This is a genomic window from Streptomyces sp. NPDC042336 (assembly GCF_055581985.1).
Genome location: NZ_JBVJEA010000007.1, coordinates 277,846 through 296,947, shown reverse-complemented (window position 1 = coordinate 296,947; position 19,102 = coordinate 277,846). Strand labels below are relative to the sequence as shown.

Genomic DNA, 19,102 nt, shown 5'->3' with positions numbered 1-19,102 from the left:
TAGGCGCGGCGGGGAGGGTAACCCCACAAGCCGACCGTCGTCCCCCCACGTCCGGGAGAGCTCCATGACCCAAGTCGCCGACTACGTGCTCCAGCGCCTGTCCGAGTGGGGCGTCCAGCGGGTGTACGGCTATCCGGGTGACGGCATCAACGGTCTGCTCGGCGCCTTCGACCGGGCCGACGGCGACCCGGAGTTCATCCAGGCCAGGCACGAGGAGATGGCCGCGTTCATGGCCTGCGGCCACGCCAAGTTCACCGGTGAGGTGGGCTGTTGCGTCGCCACGTCGGGGCCGGGCGCCGTGCACCTGCTCAACGGCCTGTACGACGCGAAGCTCGACCACCAGCCCGTGGTCGCGGTGGTGGGCCAGCAGAAGCGGCTGTCGCTGGGCACCCACTACCAGCAGGAGATCGCCCTCGACCAGCTCTTCGCGGACGTGTCCGAGTACTGCCAGATGGTCGTGCACCCCGGCCAGGCCCGGCACGTCATCGACCGGGCCTTCAAGACCGCGCTGACCACCCGGGGCGTCGCCACCATCATCATCCCCAACGACGTCCAGGAGGAGGAGGCCCAGCCCTCCCCGCCCAGGGAGCACGGATCGGTCTTCTCAAGCGTGGGCTGGAGCCGGCCGCGGGTGCTGCCCGACCTCGACGAACTGCGCAAGGCCGCCGACGTGCTCAACGCGGGCAAGAAGGTCGCCATGCTCGTCGGCCAGGGTGCCGCGAAGGCGGAGGCCGAGGTGATGGAGGTCGCCGAACTGCTCGGCGCCGGCGTCGCCAAGGCCCTCCTCGGCCGCGAGGTGCTGCCCGACGACCTGCCCTACGTCACCGGGCCCATCGGCCTGCTGGGCAGCAAGGCCAGCGACAACATGATCAAGGGCTGCGACACCCTGCTCATGGTCGGCAGCAGCTTCCCCTACTCGGAGTGGCTGCCCGAGGAGGGACAGGCCCGGGGCGTCGAGATCGACATCGACGGCCGCATGATCGGCATCCGCTACCCCATGGACGCCCACCTGGTCGGCGACTCCAGGGAGACGCTGCGCGCTCTCATCCCGATGCTCCAGCGCAAGGAGGACCGCGGCTGGCGGGAGAAGATCGAGAAGGACGTACGGGAGTGGCACGACCTGTGCGACCGCTGGGCGGGCGAGCACTTCGGCAAGACCATCAACCCGCAGGCCGTCGCCGCCGAACTCTCGCCGCGGCTGCCGGACGACGTCATCCTGACGGCCGACTCCGGGTCGGGCACCAACTGGTGGGCGCGCCACCTCCTGCTGCGCGACGGCATGCAGGCCTCGCTCTCCGGCACGCTGGCCACGATGGGCCCGGGGACGCCGTATGCCATCGCGGCGCGGTTCGCCTACCCCGAGCGCCCGGTGATCGCCTTCATCGGCGACGGCGCCTTCCAGATGAACGGCATGAACGAGATGATCACCGTCAAGCGCTACCTGGACCGCCTGTCCGGGTCGGCGCCGCTCATCTTCTGCGTGTTCAACAACCAGGACCTCAACCAGGTCACCTGGGAGCAGCGCGCCATGGCCGGCGATCCCAAGTACCCCGGCTCCCAGGACATCCCCGACGTCCCCTACGCCGCCTACGCCGAACTCCTCGGCCTCAAGGGCATCGTCTGCGCCGACCCCAAGAAGGTCGGCTCCGCCTGGGACGAGGCGCTCGCCGCCGACCGGCCCGTGGTCCTGGAGTTCAAGGTCGACGCGGAGATCGCGCCGATCCCGCCGCACATCATGAAGGACCAGGGCAAGAAGGCCATCAAGGCGGCGCTGCACGACCCGGAGCTGACCGGGATCGCCACCAAGGGCGTACGCCAGAAGCTCACCGAGTACGCCGAGCACCTCCCCGGCCGGGGCAGGAAGTGAGCGGCGCCCGGCACCGGGGGACGAACGGCACCGAGGTCGTCGTCGTCACCGGTGCGACCGGCGGCGTCGGCCGGGCCACCGTCCGGGCGTTCGGCGCCCGCGGGGCCGCGGTGGCCCTGCTCGCGCGGGGCGAGCACGCCCTTGAGCGGGCGGCCGAGGAGGTCCGCGAGGCCGGCGGGCGCGCTCTGCCGCTGGTCGTGGACGTCGCCGACGCTGACGCGGTGGACGCGGCGGCCGCCCGTGTCGAGGAGGAACTCGGCCCGATCGACGTCTGGGTGAACGCCGCGTTCTCGACCGTCTTCGCACCCGTGCCGGAGATCCGGGCCGAGGAACTGCGACGGGCCACCGAGGTGACCTACTTCGGTTTCGTCCACGGCACCCAGGCCGCCCTGCGGCGCATGACACCGCGCGATCGCGGCACCATCGTCCAGGTGGGATCGGCCCTGGCCGAGCGCAGCGTCCCGCTCCAGGCCGTCTACTGCGGGGCCAAGCACGCCATCCAGGGGTTCACCGAGTCACTGCGCTGCGAACTGCTGCACGACCGCAGCGGGGTGCGGGTGACCATGGTGCAGATGCCCGGGCTCAACACCCCCCAGTTCAGCTGGGTCCTCACCCGGCTGCCCCGCCATCCGCGCCCGGTGGCCCCCGTCTACCAGCCCGAGGTCGCCGCCCGCGCCGTACTGCACGCGGCGGACCACCCCGAGCGGCGCATGTACTGGGTGGGCGGCTCCACCGTCGCCACCCTGCTGGGCCAGAAGTTCGCCCCGGGGCTCCTGGACCGCTACCTGGCCCGCACCGGCTACGACGGGCAGCAGACGGACCGGCCCGTCGACCCGTCGCGGCCGGTGAACCTCTGGAAGCCGCCGGACGACACCGCCCCGGACGACTACGGCGCCCACGGGATCTTCGACGACGAGGCGCATCCGCGCAGCGTCCAGTTCTGGATGTCCCGCAACCGCCGTCCGCTGGCCCTGGCCACGGCCGCGACGGGGGCGGTGGCCGCGGCACTCGCGGGCGGACTGCGCCGGCGCGCCGGTTGACGGACCCGAGGGTGCTCGCGTCAGTCCGGCCTGCGGTCGATGTTCCGCGCCCACCAGTGGTGCTCGCAGAACCAGTGCCCGACCATCGCGCCGCCGAAGACGACGAACCCGACCCCGATCAGCCAGGACTCCACCACCAGCACGATGCCGACCGCGCCGTAGCTGAAGGCGTTGTCGAGGATCAGCGGTGTGAAGAAGAGGTACGAGAAGCCGCGCAGGCCGATCAGGCCCACCATCGTGGCGAACGCCCCCGGCAGCAGGTCGCGCCAGCGGACCTGGCCGCCCAGCAGGAAGTGCTGGCCCCACCAGAAGAACAGCATGCCGACGGCGGTCGACAGCGCGATCCGCGCCGAACCGTGCAGCGCGGTCCGCGTCTGCACCTCCTGGTAGAGGTAGGCGGTCAGCATGATCACCCAGGTCATCTGGCGCCAGATGCGGTGCCACGGGCCGGAGGGCAGTTCCCAGATGCGCTCGTATCCGTTCTGCACGCTCGCCGCGAAGGACACGCCGAACACGCCGAGCAGGATTCCACCCCACACGCTCGTCGTGCCGACGACCTTGGTCGGCGGGCTGATGATGTCGGTCAGCACCTTGGCCGACCGCCCGGACAGCCCCATGCCGTCGGCCAGCCACGAGGCGAAGCCCCCGCGTCCCAGCGGGTCGGCCGCGGCCACCACGATCAGCAGGGGCGCCAGCGTGACCAGGGCGAGGGTGGCGAAGCCCATGGCCCTGTGCATCAGCTCCAGGTCCCGGCCGCGCCGGACCAGGGCGGACGCGGCCAACCAGTCCCAGGCACGGTGGAACGGCCGCCACAACCGGTTCACAGGGTGCTCCTCGGGCGTCCTTTCGATGGCTCGCGACGGGGAACTGAGTGACCCGGCCCGCACCCGGACAAACGTCGGTTGACCCGGACGGCCCGCGCATGGACCCGTCGGCGCGGGGAACCGGCCCGGGAACGCGAGGGCGAGGGAGTGCGCGATGGCGTCGGTGACCGGCCCGGAAGCGAGGGCACTGGACGAGTGCGTGGTCGACGCGGTCGACGTGCACGCCTTCGAGATCCCCACCGACGGCCCCGGGGGCCGCGAGCAGGACGGCACCCTGGAGTGGGGCTCCACGACCGTGGTCCTGGTGCGCGTGCACGCCGGCGGCAGCACCGGACTCGGCTACACCTACGGGGACGTCTCGGTGGCGTCCTTCGTGGACTCCGTGCTCAGGCCGGTCGTCGAGGGCAGTCCCGTCTCCTCGCCGCCCGCCCTGTGGGAGCGGATGGGCGCTTCGATGCGCAACGCCGGCCGGCCCGGCGCCGGGGCCATGGCCCGGTCCGCCGTCGACGTGGCGCTGTGGGACCTCAAGGCGCGGCTGCTCGGACTGCCGCTGGTCCAGCTCCTGCCGGCCCACCACGACCGGGTGCCCGTCTACGGCAGCGGCGGCTTCACCAACTACCCCCTGGACCGCCTCACCGACCAGCTCGCCGGATGGGTGCGGCAGGGCATCGGACGCGTGAAGCTGAAGACGTCACGGGAACCGGACGCCGACCCGCGCCGCCTGACCGCCGTACGCCGGGCGGTGGGCGACGGCACGGAGCTGTTCACCGACGCCAACGGGGCGCTCGGCCGCAAGGAGGCCCTGTACTGGGCGCACCGGTTCCGCGACGAGTGGGACGTGCGCTGGTTCGAGGAACCGGTCTCCTCCGCCGACCTCCAGGGGCTGCGGATGCTGCGCGAGCGGGGCCCGGCCCGGCTGGAGATCACCGCGGGGGAGTACGCCTTCACCGCGCAGGACTTCGCCAACCTGACCGAGGGGCCCGCGGTCGACTGCCTCCAGGCCGACCTCACCCGGTGCGGCGGGGTCACCGGCGTGCTGGAGGTCGCCGGTCTGTCCGCCGTCCGGCACCTCGACCTGTCCGCGCACTGCGCGCCCGCGGTGTCCGCCCACGTCTTCTGCGCCGTGCGCCGGCTGAGGCACCTGGAGTACTTCCACGACCACGTGCGCGTCGAGCGGCTGCTGTTCGACGGCACCCTGTCGCCCGAGGGCGGGGCCCTGCGCCCCGACACCTCGCGGCCCGGTCTCGGCCTGGACGTCAGGTGGGCCGACGCGGAGCCCTACCGGGTGCACGGAGTCCGTCCTCCGCACTGACCGCAGGGCTCGCCGGCCTCAGGGGTCGCTGCGCTCCTGTGCCTCCCGCATCCGCTCGTTGTGCCAGGCGACGGCCGCGCGTATCTGGGGCTCCTGGAGGCCCGTCCGGCACCCGAGCTGGTCCATCGACAGGGCCGGCGGGCCGGTGGTCAGGGCCCGGGTCAGCTTCGCCGCCCACAGCTCCTCGTCCACGAAGGGCCGGTGCGCGTACCCGTCCTTGATCACGTCGAAGTGCTCGTCGGAGCACGTGGTGATGAGCCGCAGCCCGTCGAACCACTCGTTGGTGGCGTGCACCGAGGAGGAGTCCGGCACATAGCCGCTCACGGACTCGTCCGCGGGGAAGACCCTGGCACACAGGTCGCACAGCTCCATGGGGACCGGCTCGGCGGCCCGGCGGTCCTTCCTGCCCTTGCGCTTCCACATGGCGACTCCCGGGGATCGGTGTCCGGAATGCCGGAGTTACCCGAGGGATGGGAAGCAAACGCCCCACGCGGTGTTCGGCTTGCACGCCACGGGGACGCGGAGAGGCCGCCGCGGGGCATCTTGTTTCACGTTACATCTAAATGCATCATGCGCTTATGGATGCGCCGACGGAGGGACCCGGCCGGAACGCCCCGCACCGGATCGACCCGGACGCGGCCCCCGACGACCTGATCATCGCCGTGGAGGAGTTGGTCCGGTACGTGCGGCAGAGCGCCCGGACCGGCGGTCTGAGCACGGCCGCCTCCTCGACGCTGGCCAGGCTGAGTCGCGAGGGCCCCCGGCGGCTGACCGAGCTGGCCCGGGCCGAGGGCGTCTCCCAGCCGAACATGACCCAGCTCGTCACGCGGCTGGCACGCGCGGGCCTGGTCCGGCGCACCGCAGACGCGAGCGACGGTCGCGGCGTGCTCGTGGCGGTGACGCCTACCGGAGCCGAGGTCCTGGCCGCGCGGCGCGCCGAGCGTGCCCGGGCGCTCCGGCAGCTCATGGAGGACATGACCGGGCCGGAGCGGCAGGCCACCGCCACCGCGCTGCCGGCCCTGGCCCGGGTCATCCGCAACCGTCCGCACCCCTCGGAGGAAGACCGCGCATGAGTGCACCCCGTGGAAAGGCCGCCGGCCCCTTCCGGCAGCCCAAGGCCGTCTGGGCCGTCGCCTTCGCCTGCGTCATCTCGTTCATGGGCATCGGCCTGGTGGACCCGATCCTGCCGGCCCTGGCCGACAGCCTCGACGCCACCCCCAGCCAGGTCTCCCTGCTGTTCAGCAGCTACCTGATCGTCACCGCCGTCGCCATGCTCTTCGTCGGCTGGGTCTCCAGCCGCATCGGTGCCAAGCGGACCCTGGTCACCGGCCTCGCCGTCATCGTCGTCTTCGCCGCGCTGGCCGGCGCCACCGACTCCATCAACGGCATCGTCGGCTTCCGGGCCGGATGGGGACTGGGCAACGCCCTGTTCATCGCCACCTCCCTCGCGGTCATCGTGGCCTCCGCCAGCGGCGGCTTCAGCGGCGCGATCATCCTCTACGAGACCGCCCTGGGCCTCGGTATCGCCGTCGGCCCGCTGCTCGGCGGCGAACTGGGCGGCATCAGCTGGCGCGGCCCGTTCTTCGGCGTCGCCGCCCTGATGGCCGTCGCCCTGGTCGCCACCCTCGCCTTCGTCCCCGACCTGCCCAGGCCCGAGCGGGTCACCTCACCGCTCGCCCCCCTGAAGGCCCTGCGCCATCGCGGCCTGCTGACCATGGGCATCATGGCCCTGCTGTACAACTGGGGCTTCTTCACCATGCTCGGCTACGCCCCGTACCCGATGGAGCTGGACGCCCACGAGCTGGGCCTGGTCTTCACCGCCTGGGGCCTGCTGGTCGCCGCCTTCAGCGTCTTCTTCGCGCCCCGGCTCCAGGCCCGCTACGGCACCGCGCCCGTCCTCTACGCCAACCTCCTCGGCCTCGGCATCGTCATGGCCGTCATAGCCGCCGGTGTCACGGACCCCACCACCGTCATCGTCGCGGTCATCGTCAGTGGCGCCTTCATCGGCATCAACAACACCCTCACCACCCAGGCCGTCATGCTCGTCTCGCCGGTCGAGCGCCCCGTGGCCTCCTCCGCGTACGGCTTCCTGCGCTTCATCGGCGGCGGACTTGCCCCGTACGTCGCAGGCAAGCTCGCCGACGCCACCGACCTGAGCGTCCCCTTCTACCTCGGTGCCGCCACCTTCCTCCTCGCCATCCCGGTCCTGGCCGGCGGGCACCGGCTGCTGCGTCGGGCCGAGACGGACACCGGCGAGAAGGAGCCCGTGTCCCCGACGCTGACCCCCGTCGGCGCCCCGGCCACGACCGACGCGCCGCCCGTGGTGGTGGCCGTCGGCGCCCACCGCGAGGCGGCCGCGGTGGTGGACGCCGCGGCACGCCTCGCCCGCGACACCAGGAGCCCGCTCGACGTCGTCCACGTACGGCAGACCGCCGTCGTCGAGGAACAGGCCGCCGACACCGAGACCGAAGCCGAGGCGGAGGCCGCCGTCACCGCGCACCTCGACCGGCTGGGCGGCCTCGGTGTGGCCGCGACCGGCCACATCCTCACCGGCGTCGGCGACCACGCCGCGGCGGGCCGCGTCCTGGCCCGGCACGCAGCCGAGGTCGGGGCCCGCACGGTCGCGGTCGGGCGCTCCCCGCGCGGTCCGCTGACCCAGTTCGCCGACGGCAGCTTCACCAGCGCCCTCACCCACGCGGCCACCTGCACCGTCGTCCTCGTCGACCCCGACGCGGAACCGCGCCCCCTGACGGCACGGTCCCTCACGGAGCTGCGTTCCGAGACACGGTGAGCGGTTCAGGCGCCGTCGCCGCCGAGGGACCGCCTCAGCCGGTCGGCGGCCTCGGGGGGCTGGATGCGCATGCCGGGACGCCGGCGGTGCACGGTCAGGTACGTCACCCCGTCCGGCCCGGCGAGGACCTCCCGGGCCGAGCCGTGCGGCAGCCAGGTCAGGACGCCCGCGCGCAGCGGGTGCTCGCCGTCGCTGGAGTCGAGGCGGGCCGCGCCGTCGAGGACGAGGAGCAGGACGTCGAGGTCGGGCTCGGTGTGGGTGCCCACCCGGCCCCCGGCGGGGAGGCGGACGACGTTGGCGTCGAGCTGCCGTCCCGGTTCCGCGAGCTTCCACAGGGCACCGGCCGGCGCGTCGCCCCCCAGGGAGAGGAGTTCCGCCGTGTCGCACAGCACCCGGGGGAGGGCAGGACCCGCCGTGCCCCGGAAGTCGCCGTCCTCCGCTGTCATCAGGTGCCGCCGTTCCGTGTGCCCGATCGTGCCGTTCCCCCGCCCCGTCGAGCGGCCCGTCCCGGGTGCGGGCGTCCAGTGACGCACCGCACAGGGCGGACCGCGCGGGTAAAGGCGAACCTAGCATGCGTATTTGATAGCGTCCCGGTGTGCGGCTGACGAAGTTCACCGACCTGGCGCTGCGTTCGGTCATGCGCCTGGCGGTGGTGAGAGACGGTGACGAACCCCTGGCCACCCGAGAGGTGGCCGAGGTCGTCGGTGTGCCGTACAGCCACGCGGCGAAGGCCATCACCCGCCTGCAGCACCTCGGCGTGGTGGAGGCGCGGCGCGGTCGCGGGGGCGGGCTGACCCTGACCGACCTGGGGCGGCACGCCTCGGTGGGCTGGCTGGTGCGCGAACTCGAAGGCGATGCCGAGGTGGTCGACTGCGAGGGCGACAGTCCGTGCCCGTTGCGCGGGGCCTGCCGGCTGCGCGGAGCGCTCCGCGACGCCCAGGAGGCGTTCTACGCCGCGCTCGACCCGCTGACCGTGTCCGACCTGGTGGCCTCACCGACCGGCCCGGTCCTGATCGGCCTGACCGACCGCCCTCCGGGTGACGGCCGGCGCCCCGGCGGCAATGCCGAGCCGTGACCTAAAACACGAATCTCATCTACCAATTAAGGAGTCGCTGTGCTCTCCGAACAGTCCGTTCCCGTGGTCCGAGCCACTCTCCCCGCCGTCGGAGCGGCCATCGGTGACATCGCCGACCTGTTCTACCGCAAGCTCTTCGACGCCCACCCCGAACTGCTGCGGGACCTGTTCAACCGCGGGAACCAGGCCAACGGTGAGCAGCAGCGCGCCCTGGCGGGCTCCGTCGCCGCCTTCGCCGGCCTGCTGCTGGAGAACCCGGACGAACGCGCCGACGTGATGCTCTCGCGCATATCGCACAAGCACGCCTCACTCGGCATCACCTCCGACCAGTACGTGATCGTCCACCGGCACCTCATGGCCGCCGTCGTCGACGTGCTCGGCGACGCCGTCACCCCCGAGGTCGCCCGGGCCTGGGACGAGGTCTACTGGCTGTTGGCCAACGCGCTCATCGCCCTGGAGGCGCGGCTCTACGCGCGCAAGGGCGTCGCGGACGGCGACGTCTGGCGCCCAATGGAGATCGTCGACCGGGTCGAGGAGAGCGCGGAGGCGGTCTCCCTCGTCCTGGGCCCGGCCGACGAGCGTCCCGTCGCACCCTTCCAGCCGGGCCAGTACGTCAGCGTCCAGGTCGAACTGCCCGACGGCGCCCGGCAGATCCGCCAGTACAGCCTGTCCGCCGCGCCCGGCCGTTCCGGCCTGCGCATCACCGTCAAGCGCGTCCGGGCCGACGGGCAGCCGGACGGCGAGGTCTCCTCCTGGCTGCACGCGAACGCCCGCAAGGGCGATGTGCTCAGCGTGTCGCTGCCGGCCGGCGACCTGGCCCTGGCGGAGCACGGCGGCCCGCTGCTGCTGGCCTCCGCCGGCATCGGCGTCACCCCGATCCTCGCCATGCTCGACCACCTGGCCGCCACCGGCTCCACCCGCCCGGTGACCGTCGTGCACGCCGACCGCACCCCCGAGGACCACGCCCACCGGCAGGAGCAGCTCGACCTGGTGCGCGCGCTGCCCGACGCCCGGCTCCACCTGTGGTACGAGGAGCCCGGCGACCGGGCGCCGGAGGCGTCCGCCGGCCGCGCCGACCTCACCGGCCTCGACCTGCCCGAGAACCTCACGGCCTACCTCTGCGGCCCGGTGCCCTTCATGCGCGCGGTCCGCGGCGACCTGCTGCGCCGCGGCGTGCCCGCCGAGGCCGTCCACTACGAGGTCTTCGGCCCCGACCTCTGGCTCGGACGGCAGTAGCGGCGTCCGCGGCCGCCGACGGCCCGCCGCGGAACTCCGGTAGGGGCGTTAGGCCGCCGCGGTGAACGCGGTGCTGATCGCGGTGTCGACGCGGGCGTGCACCACCAGGCGCGGACCCGAGGTGTCGGCGTTGTCCTCCAGCAGCCGCCGGACCGGCGCGCTGTGCGTCACCACGGACATCAGGACACCGAGCCGCCCGCACCACTGATGCGCCCGGAGCACCGCGCTGACCGCGGCATGGCCGCCCGCCCGCTCGGTCAGGACGATGACGACGGGGGTCGGCTGATGGGCGTCGACCAGGTTGGTGATGTGCGTGGTCAGCGTGGCCCGCCCGGCGATCCCCGGGTCCTGGTCCACCGTGATGACCAGGACCCCATGCTCCAGGGTGTGGGACAGCATCGCGGCCTCCGATCCGTCGCCTGGCGGCGAAGTTGTGTTCAGTGAAGGTGCCCTGATCCGGCTCCGCAACGCGCCCCGCGCCCGACCGGTCCGGCGGCGGCCGGGACACCGGCACTGAGTACGATCGTCCGGTCCGCCTCCGACCTTCGCCGATCACCGCTGGGAGCCCGCCCCGTGCCCGCCCTCCTGCCGCCGTCCCGCACCGGGGCCGCCCGCCCGCCGGACCCGGAACACCTGAGGCGGGTGGAGGACGGCGAACGGCTGGGTGCCCTGCTGTGGCGCCCGGGGCCGGGCTGGCGGATGGTCAGCAGCGCGGTGCTGGGCGGCGGGATCGGCGAGCGCGCGTGGGTGCTCAACGCCCAGGTCGCCCACGGCTACCGGCGCACCGACCCCGCACGGCACCTGGCCGGCCTGGCACGTGCCGCCGGCGCCCGCGGCCCCGGCGTGGGCCTGCTGACCGCCGCCGACGTGTCCGCCCACGGCCGGGCACGGGACGGCGGCGCGGAGGCCGTGGCGACCGCCGGCGTCTCGGTACGAGGCTGGGCGGCGGCGCCCGAGGAGTGCGCCGCCGGGGCCGTCCCGCCCGGAACGATCAACATCGTCGCCGCGCTGCCCGTCGCACTGAGCGACGCCGCCCTGGTCAACGCGGTGATGACGGTGACCGAGGCCAAGGTCCAGGCGCTGCTCGACGCCGGTCTCGACTGCTCCGGAACCCCCACGGACGGGGTGTGCGTCGCCGTCCGGGCCCCGCGCGACGGCGAGGACGTGAACGCCTTCGCGGGCCCCCGGTCCGAGTGGGGCGCCCGGCTGGCCCGGGCCGTCCACCGGGCCGTGGGCGCCGCGCTGCCCGCCGCCGGGTGATCCCCGGAACCGGTTTCCGCTACAGGGAGGTCCTGCGCCTCACCGCCGGCACCCGCAGGCCCAGGGTCACGGCGAGCAGCACCCAGGCCACGGCGCAGTACACCCACGCCGTCGCGCCCCGGACGAGATCGACGGCGCTCCACACGGCCCACAGCGCGAGCACCGTGCACAGGGCCGTCCAGGCGATGTCGGCGACGCGACCGCGCAACTGCGCGCGCTGCCTCGTGCCCGGCTCCAGCGCGCTCAGACCGCCGTCGGCAGGTGCCTTCCGCTCGTCCACGTCCCACTCCTTCGGATCTCACAGCAGGGTGAACCACGCATACCCGCGGGGACGTTGCGCAAGCGGAGGGGAAGGGGGCGCGTACGCGCGCGGGGGCAGCCCGGCCGGGCCGCCCCCGCGGTGGTCCGCCGTCGGCGTCAGCGCTGGGAGGTCTTCTCCAGCGCCTTGTCGAGAGCGGCCTGGAAGCCGTACGCCCACAGCTGGTTCACCCGGCCGCGCTCGTTGGCGTTCGGGTAGGGGTTGGTGCAGGACGGGCCGGGGCCGCCGCCGGACATCAGCTCGCTGCACGGCCCGGAGTAGTGGTCGGGCAGGCCGAGCACGTGCCCGGTCTCGTGGGCGGTCACGCGGGTCGAGTCGTACTGCTGGTTCTGCCGGTAGTCGAGGAAGATGTACCCGCTGCCGTGCCCGTCCGTGGAGGCGTACGAGCCGCGCGAGTCGTTGCCCTCGTAGTACGCGAAGTCCGCGCCGGAACTCGACTCCGCGAGCCGCACGTTGGACACCGAGCTGTTCCAGATCTGTGCCGAGCGGGATATCTGCGAACGGAAGCTCGGCGCGTTGGTGGCGCTGTAGTAGACCGTGACGGCCGCGGTGGCCGACGGGTTGGCGGCGCGCTTCTCGGCGACGGACTTGACGACCGCCTCGAAGAACGCCCGGTTGGCGGCCGCGTCCTCGCCCGAGCCGGCCGAGGGCTGGTAGCCGAGCTGGGCCGCCCGGACCGGCTCCTGGGGCGCCGCGGCCGTCGCGGCGGGGCCGGTGCCGAGCACGGCCGCCGTCAGGCCGAGACCGACCGCGGTGGACAGCAGGGGCAGGCTGATACGCATCGATGACTCCTAGAGTGGGGGAGTGGGGAGAAGTCGTCATCGCTGAGTGTGGGGCGCCCGTGAGCCCGCTGTGATGATGGCAACAGGTGATAGGGCCGGGCTATCACCCGCCGTCCGGCCACTCGTAGCGGCTTCGACCAGAGTGCAGAACTCGCCCTGATCCGCCGCCTTTTGTTCACCTGGCGCAACCAACTGTTCCGCTTTACGCTCCCTGCATGGAGCTCGAGGTGAGGCACCTACGCGCGCTGTGCGCCATCGCCGACGCCGGCAGCCTGCACCGGGCGGCACGCCAACTGGGCGTCGCGCAGCCCACGTTGAGCACCCAACTGACCCGTATCGAACAGGCCCTGGGCGGCCCCCTGTTCACCCGGGAGCGCACCGGATGCCGCCCCACCCCGCTCGGCCGGACGGTCCTCGGCCGGGCCCGGCCGCTGCTGGCCGACATGAGCACGCTGGTCCGCGAGGCGCGTGCCGCGGCGGCCGGCGGCGACAGCAGGCTGCGGGTCGGTTCCACGGCCAGCCGCGCCCTGGCCGGCTGGCTGCGCCGGCTCAGACGGCCGGGCCTGGAACCCACCCTGCAGATGGACGTCTCCGCCAACGCGCTGCTGCGCCGGGTCGCCGAAGGGCAGCTGGACGTCGCCTTCGTGCACGAGGTCGAGGGCAGCCCGCTGCACGTCCCGGAGGGCCTGCGGCTGAGCGTCCTGGTCGAGCGCGAACCGCAGTTCGTCATGCTGCCCGCCGACCACCCCGCGGCCGTCCGGCCCGTCGTCCGGCTCGCCGACCTCGCCGACGACCGGTGGATGGTCGATCCCACCGTGGACGGCGAATGGGACGGTGTGCACCGCATGCTGCGTGCCGTCGGCCTCAACCCCCGTGTGCTGCACGGCGACTACCACACCGCCGCCTCGCTGGTCGCCACCGGTGAGGTCGTCACGGTCTGCCAGCCCAGCTCCCAGTCCCGCCCCGACATGGCGGTACGGCGTCTGTACGGCGACCCCCTCGGCGTACGCCTGCTGCTGGCCGCCCGCACCCGGGCCGAGCTGGACGCCGTCTTCCCGGCGCTGGAGGACGCGTACTGGGAGGTCGCCCGCCAGTCCACCGCGTACCGGGAGTGGCTGGAAGGGGGCGGGATCCGGACGCTGCCCCGGTGCCCGGTGACCGCCACGGGCACCGGTCGGGTGGAGTTCGTGCGGGCCCGCTGAAAGCCCCTGTCGGCGCCTCACTGTCCGCGGGGCCGTCACACTCCGGCCAATAGGGTGGTTTTCATACCGGACCGGTGTGTCTGCGTGACGGAGCGGTTACGGACAGCATCATGAGCTCTGCACGACGACTCCCCCCCTTGCGTTCGCTGGCCGTGACGGGTGCCCTGGGCGCCTCCGTCCTGCTGCTGACGGCTTGCACGAACGCCGATACGAACCGTTCCAGCGTCGCGGAGGCGGCTCAGACCGAATCCCCCTCCGCGTCCGCCACCGATACCGCGTCCGCCTCCCCCTCGGGTTCCCCGTCGGCCTCGATGAACGAGGACCGGACCGAGCGCAAGGACCTCGTCTCGGCGACGAAGGTCACCTGGGACAAGGCCGCCGACACCGCCGTCAAGGAGGTCCCCGAGGGCAAGCTCGTGGACCTCGAACTCAAGCGCACGGAGGCCGACGCCACCGCGTCGCCGAGCGGTTCGCCGTCCGGGTCGGCGAGCCCGAGCATGCCGAACCCCGCCCCCAGTGACGGCGCCCCGGAGTGGGAGGCCAAGGTCGCCCAGTCCGACGGGACCCTGCACCGCATCGACATCGACGCGGTGAACGGCAAGGTCTTCCGGACCATGGTCGACCCGGACCAGGACTCCGACGACAAGACCCAGGTCACCCAGTGGCTGGACAAGGCCAAGCAGACGCCGCAGCAGGCGGTCAAGGCGGCCACCGCCAAGGCCAAGGGCACCGTCACCCACGTCGAACTCGGTGACAACGACGACCAGCAGGTCGTCTGGAGCGTCGACGTGGTCGACAAGGGCAACTGGAACAAGACCACCGTCGACGTCGACGCGGCCAACGGCAAGGTGCTGGGCCAGGAGGTCGACAAGGACTGAGCCGCACCCCTCCGGACACCGACGGGAGCAGTGGGCCGTGCGGCCCCCTGCTCCCGTTCCTCGTGCCGTCAGGGCATCACCCGGCCGGTGCCGCGGGCGCCGCGGCCTCGGCCGGCTCGCCCCCGCCGTCGCGCGGCAGCGTCAGCACGGCCAGGAAGCCGAGGACCGCCACCGCGGCGAAGAAGTAGAAGCCCCACGGATGTCCGACCCCCGAAGCGACCAGCGCGCCGGTGATCGACGGGCCGACGATCGAGCCGATCCGGCCGATCCCGGACGCCGAGCCGAGCGCGGTGCCGCGCACGGACGCCGGGTAGTAGTGCGTCACGTAGGCGTAGACCAGCACCATGGCGGAGAAGACGAACACGCCGGTGAAGAAGACCACGACGTTGAGCAGCAGGTCGCTCTCCATCTTGATGCTCAGACACCCCAGCATGAGCACCGAGACCGCGAACCAGACCATGGTGGTGCCCTTGATGCCCCGCCGGTCGGCCACGAACCCGCCGAGGACCAGGCCGACGACGCCGCCTATGTTGAGCACCAGGAGCTGGGTCACGGCCGTCGGCACGGGGTAGCCGGCGTCGTTCATCAGCTTGGGCAGCCAGGTGTTGAGGCCGTAGACCAGCAGCAGTCCCATGAACGAGGCCACCCAGATGCCGATGCCCGCACGCAGGTACGCCGGCCTCAGCAGCTCGGTGAACGGCACGCGGTGTGCCCCGTCCTGCTTGGCCCGAACGAAGGCTTCCGACTCGGGCAGCTTGAACCACTGGATCGCGGCTATCACGAGGCCGACGACACCGAGCAGATAGAAGAGGATCTCCCAGTTGTCCGTCACCTGCAGCGCCAGCAGCGAGGTGATCACCGCACCGGTGTGGTAACCGGTCATCGTCAGGGTGCTGGCCCGCGCCCGCCGGCTGGCGGGCATGTGCTCGGCCATCATCGTGAGCGACACCGGCATGCAGGCGCCCAGACCCAGACCGGCGAGGAGGCGCAGCGCGGCGAACATGGCGACGGAGTTCGCCAGCGGCACCACGATGGTCAGGACCGAGAAGAGCACGACCGAGCCGATGAGCAGGCGACGCCGGCCCAGCCGGTCGGCCAGCGGACCGACGCAGACCGCGCCGATGGCGACGCCCACGAGCGAGAGCGTCGCGATGGTGGTCGCGTCGCCCGCGGTCATGCCGAGGTGATGGGTCTTGAGCAGGGTGGGGATGATGGCGCCGAGGACGACGAGGTCGTAGCCCTCGAGCAGGACGGTGATCCAGCACAGGACCACCGTCCAGGTGCCGCCGACGGCGCGGCCGGTCTGCGCGGGCGCGCCGGACGTGGTGGTGGAAGCCATGATGACTCTCCCCCCGGGGACGGGTGTGAGTGAGCGGAGCCGGACCGCCGGAGCGGCCGGGTGGGACCGGTACGGGTGACGGAGGGATCAGAACGGGTAGTCGGCGATGTCCGGGCGGACCGTGAGCCACTGGGTCTCGGTGAACGCCTCGACGTTGGCCGCGGCGCCGCCGAACCGGGAGCCGGTGCCGGAGGCCTTGACCCCGCCGAAGGGGGCGTTGGGCTCGTCGCTGACCGTCTGCTCGTTGATGTGCACCTTGCCGGAGTCGATCCGGTCGGCGAGCTTCATCGCCGTGCCGACGTCACCGAGGATGCCGACGGACAGTCCGTACTCGCAGTCGTTGACGATCCGCGCGGCCTCCTCCGTCGTGGCGAAGGAGATGACGGGGGCGACCGGGCCGAAGATCTCCTCGCGCCAGGCCGGCATGTCCGTCGTCAGACCGGTCAGCACGGTGGCGCGGTAGCCGGCGCCCTCGATCTCGCCGCCCGCGGCGACCTTCGCGCCCGCCGCGACGCTGTCGGTGACGATGCCGTGCACCCGCTCCAGCTGCCGCCGGTCGATGATCGGGCCCAGCGCCACGTCCTCCCGGGCCGGGTCACCGACCGGCAGCGCCTCGGCCTTCGCGGCGAGCGCGGCGGTGTACTCCTCGACCAGCGACTCGTGCACGATGTGCCGGCCGGTCGTCATGCAGATCTGCCCCTGGTGCAGGTACGAGCCGAACGCGCCCGCCGAGGCCGCCTTCGCCACGTCCGCGCCCGGCAGCACGACCAGCGCGTTGTTGCCGCCCAGCTCCAGGTGCGCCCGCTTCAGCAGCCGCCCCGCCTGCTCGCCGATCGCCCGCCCGACCGGAGTGGAACCGGTGAACGAGATCACCCGGACCTCGGGCGCCTCCACGACCGCCCGGCCGACCGACCCGTCGCCCGGCAGCAGGTGCAGGACACCGGCCGGAAGCCCCGCCTCCTCGAAGATCCGGGTGATGACGACACCGCCGCTCACCGCGGTGCGCGGGTCCGGCTTCAACAGCACCGCGTTGCCGAGCGCCAGCGCGGGGGCCACGGAACGCAGGCCGAGGATGAGCGGGAAGTTGAAGGGCGCGATCACGCTGACGACACCGGCGGCGCGGCGCCGGGCGAGCGACCAGCGGGCGTCCTCCGAAGTCAGCACCTCGCCCTGGGGGTGCGTCGGAAGTCCGGCGCACTCGAAGCACTCGCCGATCGCCAGCCCCGCCTCGAAGGCGGCCTTGGAGCGCACCGAGCCGGCCTCCCGCACCAGCCAGTCCTCGATCTCGGCGGCGTGCTCGGTGAACAGCTCACCCGCGCGGCGCAGCACGGCGGCCCGCCGCTGCGGCGAGGTCGCCGCCCAGTCGCGCTGTGCCTCGGCGGCTCGGGCGGCGGCGCGGTTCACGTCCTCGGCCGTGGCCAGGCCCACCGTGCCGAGCCGGTCGCCGGTGGCGGGTTCGGTCACCGGCTGCTCGGTGGGGGAGCCCCGCCAGCCGTCGCTGTGGAACTTCCCGCCCCAGACGGCGCTGTCCAGGAGTGTCATCGTCTTCCCTCTCGTCGGGATCTTCGGTCGGGTTCGAGCTGGTTCAGGAGGGCGTGGTCAGCGCCGTGTCCACCTGGATCAGACGGGGGTGGTCCGGGGCCTCGGCGAGCGCGGCACGCAGCTCCGCCTCCCCGCCCACGTGCTGGGCCCGGACGCCGTACCCCTCGGCGATGCGGGTGAAGTCGAGCCCCGGGATGTCCAGCCCCGGCGCGTCCGGCACCCCGAGCAGACCGCCGAACCAGCGCAGCGCCCCGTACGTGCCGTTGCGCAGCAGGACGACGGTCAGCGGGACTTGGTGCTGCGCGGCCGTCCACAGGGCGGTGATGCCGTAGTTGGCCGACCCGTCGCCGATCACGCCGACGACCGGGCGGTCAGGCTGGGCCATCGCCACGCCGACCGCGCCGGGCAGCCCGAAACCGAGCCCGCCGGCCGCCGGGAAGTAGTAGGAGCCCTGGCGGCGCAGGTCCATCTGGCGCCACCACGCCGCGTTGGTCGACGTCGACTCGACGACGTACGCCGTGTCCTGCGGCTGTTCGTCGCGCAGCGCGGCGAAGACCTGCTCGGGGTGGAGCCCCGGGCCCTCGGCGGTGAGCGGTTCGGGCACGGGCCGGTAGGGGTCCGCGGGCCTGTCGGCGGCGTCGAGCGCCTCCAGGAGTACGTCGACGACGGCGCCCGGGTCGGCGACCAGCGCCTCGCCCATCGGCGCCCGCGCGGCGGCGGAGGCGTCCTCGGTCACCTGGATCAGCCGGGTGCCCTCGGGCAGGTACCGGCCGGGGAGGTGTTCGTGGTACCGGAAGACCGGTGCGCCCAGCACGAGCACCAGGTCGTGCCCCTCGAAGGCCGCCGAGACCGGCGCGATCCCGGCGGGAAGCACGCCCCGGAACTGCGGATGCCGGTTCGGGAACGGCAGCCGGAACTGCGAGGGCGCCGCCCACACCGGACCGCCCAGCCGCTCGGCCAGCCGCACGGCGTCGTCGAAGCGGCCGGCCGAGTCGATGTCGCCGCCCAGCACGAGCGCGGGGCGCCGGGCCGCGGCGACCTGTTCCACGAGCCACCGGCGCTGCTCGCCGTCCGGCACCGAGGCCCGCAGCACCCGCCGGTCGAGCACGGCCAGGGCGTTGTCGTCGACCTCGGCCGACCAGTCGTCGTACGGCACGGACAGATAGGTCGGCCGGCGCTGGAGCCGTGCCTCGAAGACGGCCTGGGCGAGCGCGCGCGGCACGTCCCCGGCGCACGCCGGTTCCGCAGCCCAGCCGACCAGCGGCTTCATCAGAGCGGGGGCGTCGACGCTGGCCAGGTTGGCCTCGGGGCCGATGGCGGGGCGCACCTGCTGCCCGGCCACCACCACGAGCGGCGTACGGGAGGCGACGGCGTTCGTCAGGGCGCCCATCGCGTTGCCGGAACCGGAGGCGGCGTGCAGGTTGACCAGCACCGGGCGGCCGGTCGCCTGGGCGTACCCGTCTGCCATGCCGACGACGGCGCCCTCGTGCAGACCGAGGACGTAGCGGAAGCCGTCGGGCAGCTCGGCGAGGAAGGGCAGCTCGTTGGAGCCCGGATTGCCGAAGACGGTGGTGAGCCCCTGGCGCTCCAGGAAATCGTGGGAGACACGACGCACGGATGGCACGGACGTTCCTT

The 19,102-nt window shown here is 73.0% G+C and carries 19 protein-coding genes; 10 read left to right on the top strand and 9 right to left on the bottom strand.

Features of this window, described 5'->3' with window-relative positions:
* The first annotated feature begins 64 nt into the window (after positions 1 to 64).
* Positions 65 to 1,867, top strand: coding sequence for a thiamine pyrophosphate-requiring protein (locus tag ACZ6IM_RS18230; protein ID WP_052840365.1), 1,803 nt, complete (start codon positions 65 to 67; stop codon positions 1,865 to 1,867).
* Entirely contained in the window at positions 1,864 to 2,907 is a 1,044-nt protein-coding gene (locus ACZ6IM_RS18225; RefSeq protein WP_052840364.1) for an SDR family oxidoreductase, read from the top strand. The genes ACZ6IM_RS18230 and ACZ6IM_RS18225 overlap by 4 nt, the downstream gene beginning before the upstream one ends.
* Before the next feature lie 20 nt (positions 2,908 to 2,927).
* Here ACZ6IM_RS18225 and ACZ6IM_RS18220 read toward each other — a convergent pair whose 3' ends face one another.
* Positions 2,928 to 3,731: a YihY/virulence factor BrkB family protein gene (locus ACZ6IM_RS18220; RefSeq protein WP_052840363.1), complete on the bottom strand. Its 804-nt coding sequence runs from the start codon at positions 3,729 to 3,731 to the stop codon at positions 2,928 to 2,930.
* A 154-nt stretch (positions 3,732 to 3,885) separates the two neighbouring features.
* On the opposite strand from ACZ6IM_RS18220, the gene ACZ6IM_RS18215 reads away from it, so the two are divergent.
* Positions 3,886 to 5,043 carry an enolase C-terminal domain-like protein gene (locus ACZ6IM_RS18215; protein WP_469557512.1) on the top strand — a complete coding sequence of 386 codons (1,158 nt, stop codon included), beginning with the start codon at positions 3,886 to 3,888 and terminating at the stop codon, positions 5,041 to 5,043.
* Between the two features lie 18 nt (positions 5,044 to 5,061).
* On the opposite strand, the gene ACZ6IM_RS18210 is transcribed toward ACZ6IM_RS18215, so the two are convergent.
* Positions 5,062 to 5,466 carry a hypothetical protein gene (locus tag ACZ6IM_RS18210; protein ID WP_052840361.1) on the bottom strand — a complete coding sequence of 135 codons (405 nt, stop codon included), beginning with the start codon at positions 5,464 to 5,466 and terminating at the stop codon, positions 5,062 to 5,064.
* 155 nt (positions 5,467 to 5,621) lie between these two features.
* Between ACZ6IM_RS18210 and ACZ6IM_RS18205 the strand changes: the two genes are divergently transcribed.
* Complete coding sequence (locus ACZ6IM_RS18205) at positions 5,622 to 6,116, top strand: MarR family winged helix-turn-helix transcriptional regulator (protein WP_469557511.1); 495 nt, start codon at positions 5,622 to 5,624, stop codon at positions 6,114 to 6,116.
* Positions 6,113 to 7,834, top strand: coding sequence for an MFS transporter (locus ACZ6IM_RS18200; RefSeq protein ID WP_052840359.1), 1,722 nt, complete (start codon positions 6,113 to 6,115; stop codon positions 7,832 to 7,834). Before ACZ6IM_RS18205 ends, ACZ6IM_RS18200 begins: the two co-directional genes overlap by 4 nt.
* Positions 7,835 to 7,839: 5 nt before the next feature.
* On the opposite strand, the gene ACZ6IM_RS18195 is transcribed toward ACZ6IM_RS18200, so the two are convergent.
* Positions 7,840 to 8,280: a hypothetical protein gene (locus tag ACZ6IM_RS18195; RefSeq protein WP_052840358.1), complete on the bottom strand. Its 441-nt coding sequence runs from the start codon at positions 8,278 to 8,280 to the stop codon at positions 7,840 to 7,842.
* 149 nt (positions 8,281 to 8,429) lie between these two features.
* Between ACZ6IM_RS18195 and nsrR the strand changes: the two genes are divergently transcribed.
* Positions 8,430 to 8,909, top strand: a complete 480-nt coding sequence (gene nsrR, locus ACZ6IM_RS18190; protein ID WP_469557509.1) for a nitric oxide-sensing transcriptional repressor NsrR — start codon at positions 8,430 to 8,432, stop codon at positions 8,907 to 8,909.
* 39 nt (positions 8,910 to 8,948) lie between these two features.
* Entirely contained in the window at positions 8,949 to 10,145 is a 1,197-nt protein-coding gene (locus ACZ6IM_RS18185; protein ID WP_469557507.1) for a globin domain-containing protein, read from the top strand.
* 48 nt (positions 10,146 to 10,193) lie between these two features.
* On the opposite strand, the gene ACZ6IM_RS18180 is transcribed toward ACZ6IM_RS18185, so the two are convergent.
* Positions 10,194 to 10,544 carry a hypothetical protein gene (locus ACZ6IM_RS18180; RefSeq protein WP_052840355.1) on the bottom strand — a complete coding sequence of 117 codons (351 nt, stop codon included), beginning with the start codon at positions 10,542 to 10,544 and terminating at the stop codon, positions 10,194 to 10,196.
* A 174-nt stretch (positions 10,545 to 10,718) separates the two neighbouring features.
* On the opposite strand from ACZ6IM_RS18180, the gene ACZ6IM_RS18175 reads away from it, so the two are divergent.
* A complete protein-coding gene (locus ACZ6IM_RS18175) occupies positions 10,719 to 11,405 on the top strand; it encodes an adenosylcobinamide amidohydrolase (protein WP_469557505.1) in 687 nt (228 codons plus the stop codon).
* Between the two features lie 19 nt (positions 11,406 to 11,424).
* Here ACZ6IM_RS18175 and ACZ6IM_RS18170 read toward each other — a convergent pair whose 3' ends face one another.
* Both ACZ6IM_RS18170 and snpA read right to left on the bottom strand, forming a co-directional pair.
* A complete protein-coding gene (locus ACZ6IM_RS18170) occupies positions 11,425 to 11,685 on the bottom strand; it encodes a hypothetical protein (protein ID WP_052840353.1) in 261 nt (86 codons plus the stop codon).
* Between the two features lie 137 nt (positions 11,686 to 11,822).
* Positions 11,823 to 12,506 carry a snapalysin gene (gene snpA, locus ACZ6IM_RS18165; RefSeq protein WP_052840352.1) on the bottom strand — a complete coding sequence of 228 codons (684 nt, stop codon included), beginning with the start codon at positions 12,504 to 12,506 and terminating at the stop codon, positions 11,823 to 11,825.
* 215 nt (positions 12,507 to 12,721) lie between these two features.
* Here snpA and ACZ6IM_RS18160 point away from each other — a divergent pair, with 215 nt between their 5' ends.
* The gene (locus ACZ6IM_RS18160; protein ID WP_052840351.1) at positions 12,722 to 13,708 is read left to right on the top strand and encodes a LysR family transcriptional regulator; all 987 of its coding nucleotides are present in this window, start codon (positions 12,722 to 12,724) and stop codon (positions 13,706 to 13,708) included.
* 110 nt (positions 13,709 to 13,818) lie between these two features.
* Positions 13,819 to 14,586, top strand: coding sequence for a PepSY domain-containing protein (locus tag ACZ6IM_RS18155; RefSeq protein ID WP_052840350.1), 768 nt, complete (start codon positions 13,819 to 13,821; stop codon positions 14,584 to 14,586).
* Positions 14,587 to 14,662: 76 nt separating this feature from the next.
* On the opposite strand, the gene ACZ6IM_RS18150 is transcribed toward ACZ6IM_RS18155, so the two are convergent.
* The 3 genes from ACZ6IM_RS18150 to mdlC form a co-directional block, all read right to left on the bottom strand.
* Positions 14,663 to 15,925 (bottom strand): MFS transporter, encoded by a 1,263-nt coding sequence (locus ACZ6IM_RS18150; protein ID WP_052840349.1) that lies wholly within the window; start codon positions 15,923 to 15,925, stop codon positions 14,663 to 14,665.
* A gap of 87 nt (positions 15,926 to 16,012) precedes the next feature.
* On the bottom strand, positions 16,013 to 17,467 hold the full coding sequence (locus ACZ6IM_RS18145; RefSeq protein WP_052840348.1) for a benzaldehyde dehydrogenase: 1,455 nt from the start codon (positions 17,465 to 17,467) through the stop codon (positions 16,013 to 16,015).
* A gap of 43 nt (positions 17,468 to 17,510) precedes the next feature.
* Positions 17,511 to 19,091, bottom strand: coding sequence for a benzoylformate decarboxylase (mdlC, locus tag ACZ6IM_RS18140; protein WP_469557501.1), 1,581 nt, complete (start codon positions 19,089 to 19,091; stop codon positions 17,511 to 17,513).
* Positions 19,092 to 19,102: the final 11 nt, after the last annotated feature.

Bases quoted from the DNA above. Each gene is read 5' to 3' on its own strand.
- ACZ6IM_RS18230 (WP_052840365.1), top strand. From the start codon at position 65: ATGACCCAAGTCGCCGACTACGTGCTCCAGCGCCTGTCCGAGTGGGGC.
- ACZ6IM_RS18215 (WP_469557512.1), top strand. From the start codon at position 3,886: ATGGCGTCGGTGACCGGCCCGGAAGCGAGGGCACTGGACGAGTGCGTG.
- ACZ6IM_RS18210 (WP_052840361.1), bottom strand. From the start codon at position 5,466: ATGTGGAAGCGCAAGGGCAGGAAGGACCGCCGGGCCGCCGAGCCGGTC.
- ACZ6IM_RS18205 (WP_469557511.1), top strand. From the start codon at position 5,622: ATGGATGCGCCGACGGAGGGACCCGGCCGGAACGCCCCGCACCGGATC.
- ACZ6IM_RS18200 (WP_052840359.1), top strand. From the start codon at position 6,113: ATGAGTGCACCCCGTGGAAAGGCCGCCGGCCCCTTCCGGCAGCCCAAG.
- ACZ6IM_RS18195 (WP_052840358.1), bottom strand. From the start codon at position 8,280: ATGACAGCGGAGGACGGCGACTTCCGGGGCACGGCGGGTCCTGCCCTC.
- ACZ6IM_RS18180 (WP_052840355.1), bottom strand. From the start codon at position 10,544: ATGCTGTCCCACACCCTGGAGCATGGGGTCCTGGTCATCACGGTGGAC.
- snpA (WP_052840352.1), bottom strand. From the start codon at position 12,506: ATGCGTATCAGCCTGCCCCTGCTGTCCACCGCGGTCGGTCTCGGCCTG.
- ACZ6IM_RS18160 (WP_052840351.1), top strand. From the start codon at position 12,722: ATGGAGCTCGAGGTGAGGCACCTACGCGCGCTGTGCGCCATCGCCGAC.
- ACZ6IM_RS18155 (WP_052840350.1), top strand. From the start codon at position 13,819: ATGAGCTCTGCACGACGACTCCCCCCCTTGCGTTCGCTGGCCGTGACG.
- ACZ6IM_RS18150 (WP_052840349.1), bottom strand. From the start codon at position 15,925: ATGGCTTCCACCACCACGTCCGGCGCGCCCGCGCAGACCGGCCGCGCC.
- ACZ6IM_RS18145 (WP_052840348.1), bottom strand. From the start codon at position 17,467: ATGACACTCCTGGACAGCGCCGTCTGGGGCGGGAAGTTCCACAGCGAC.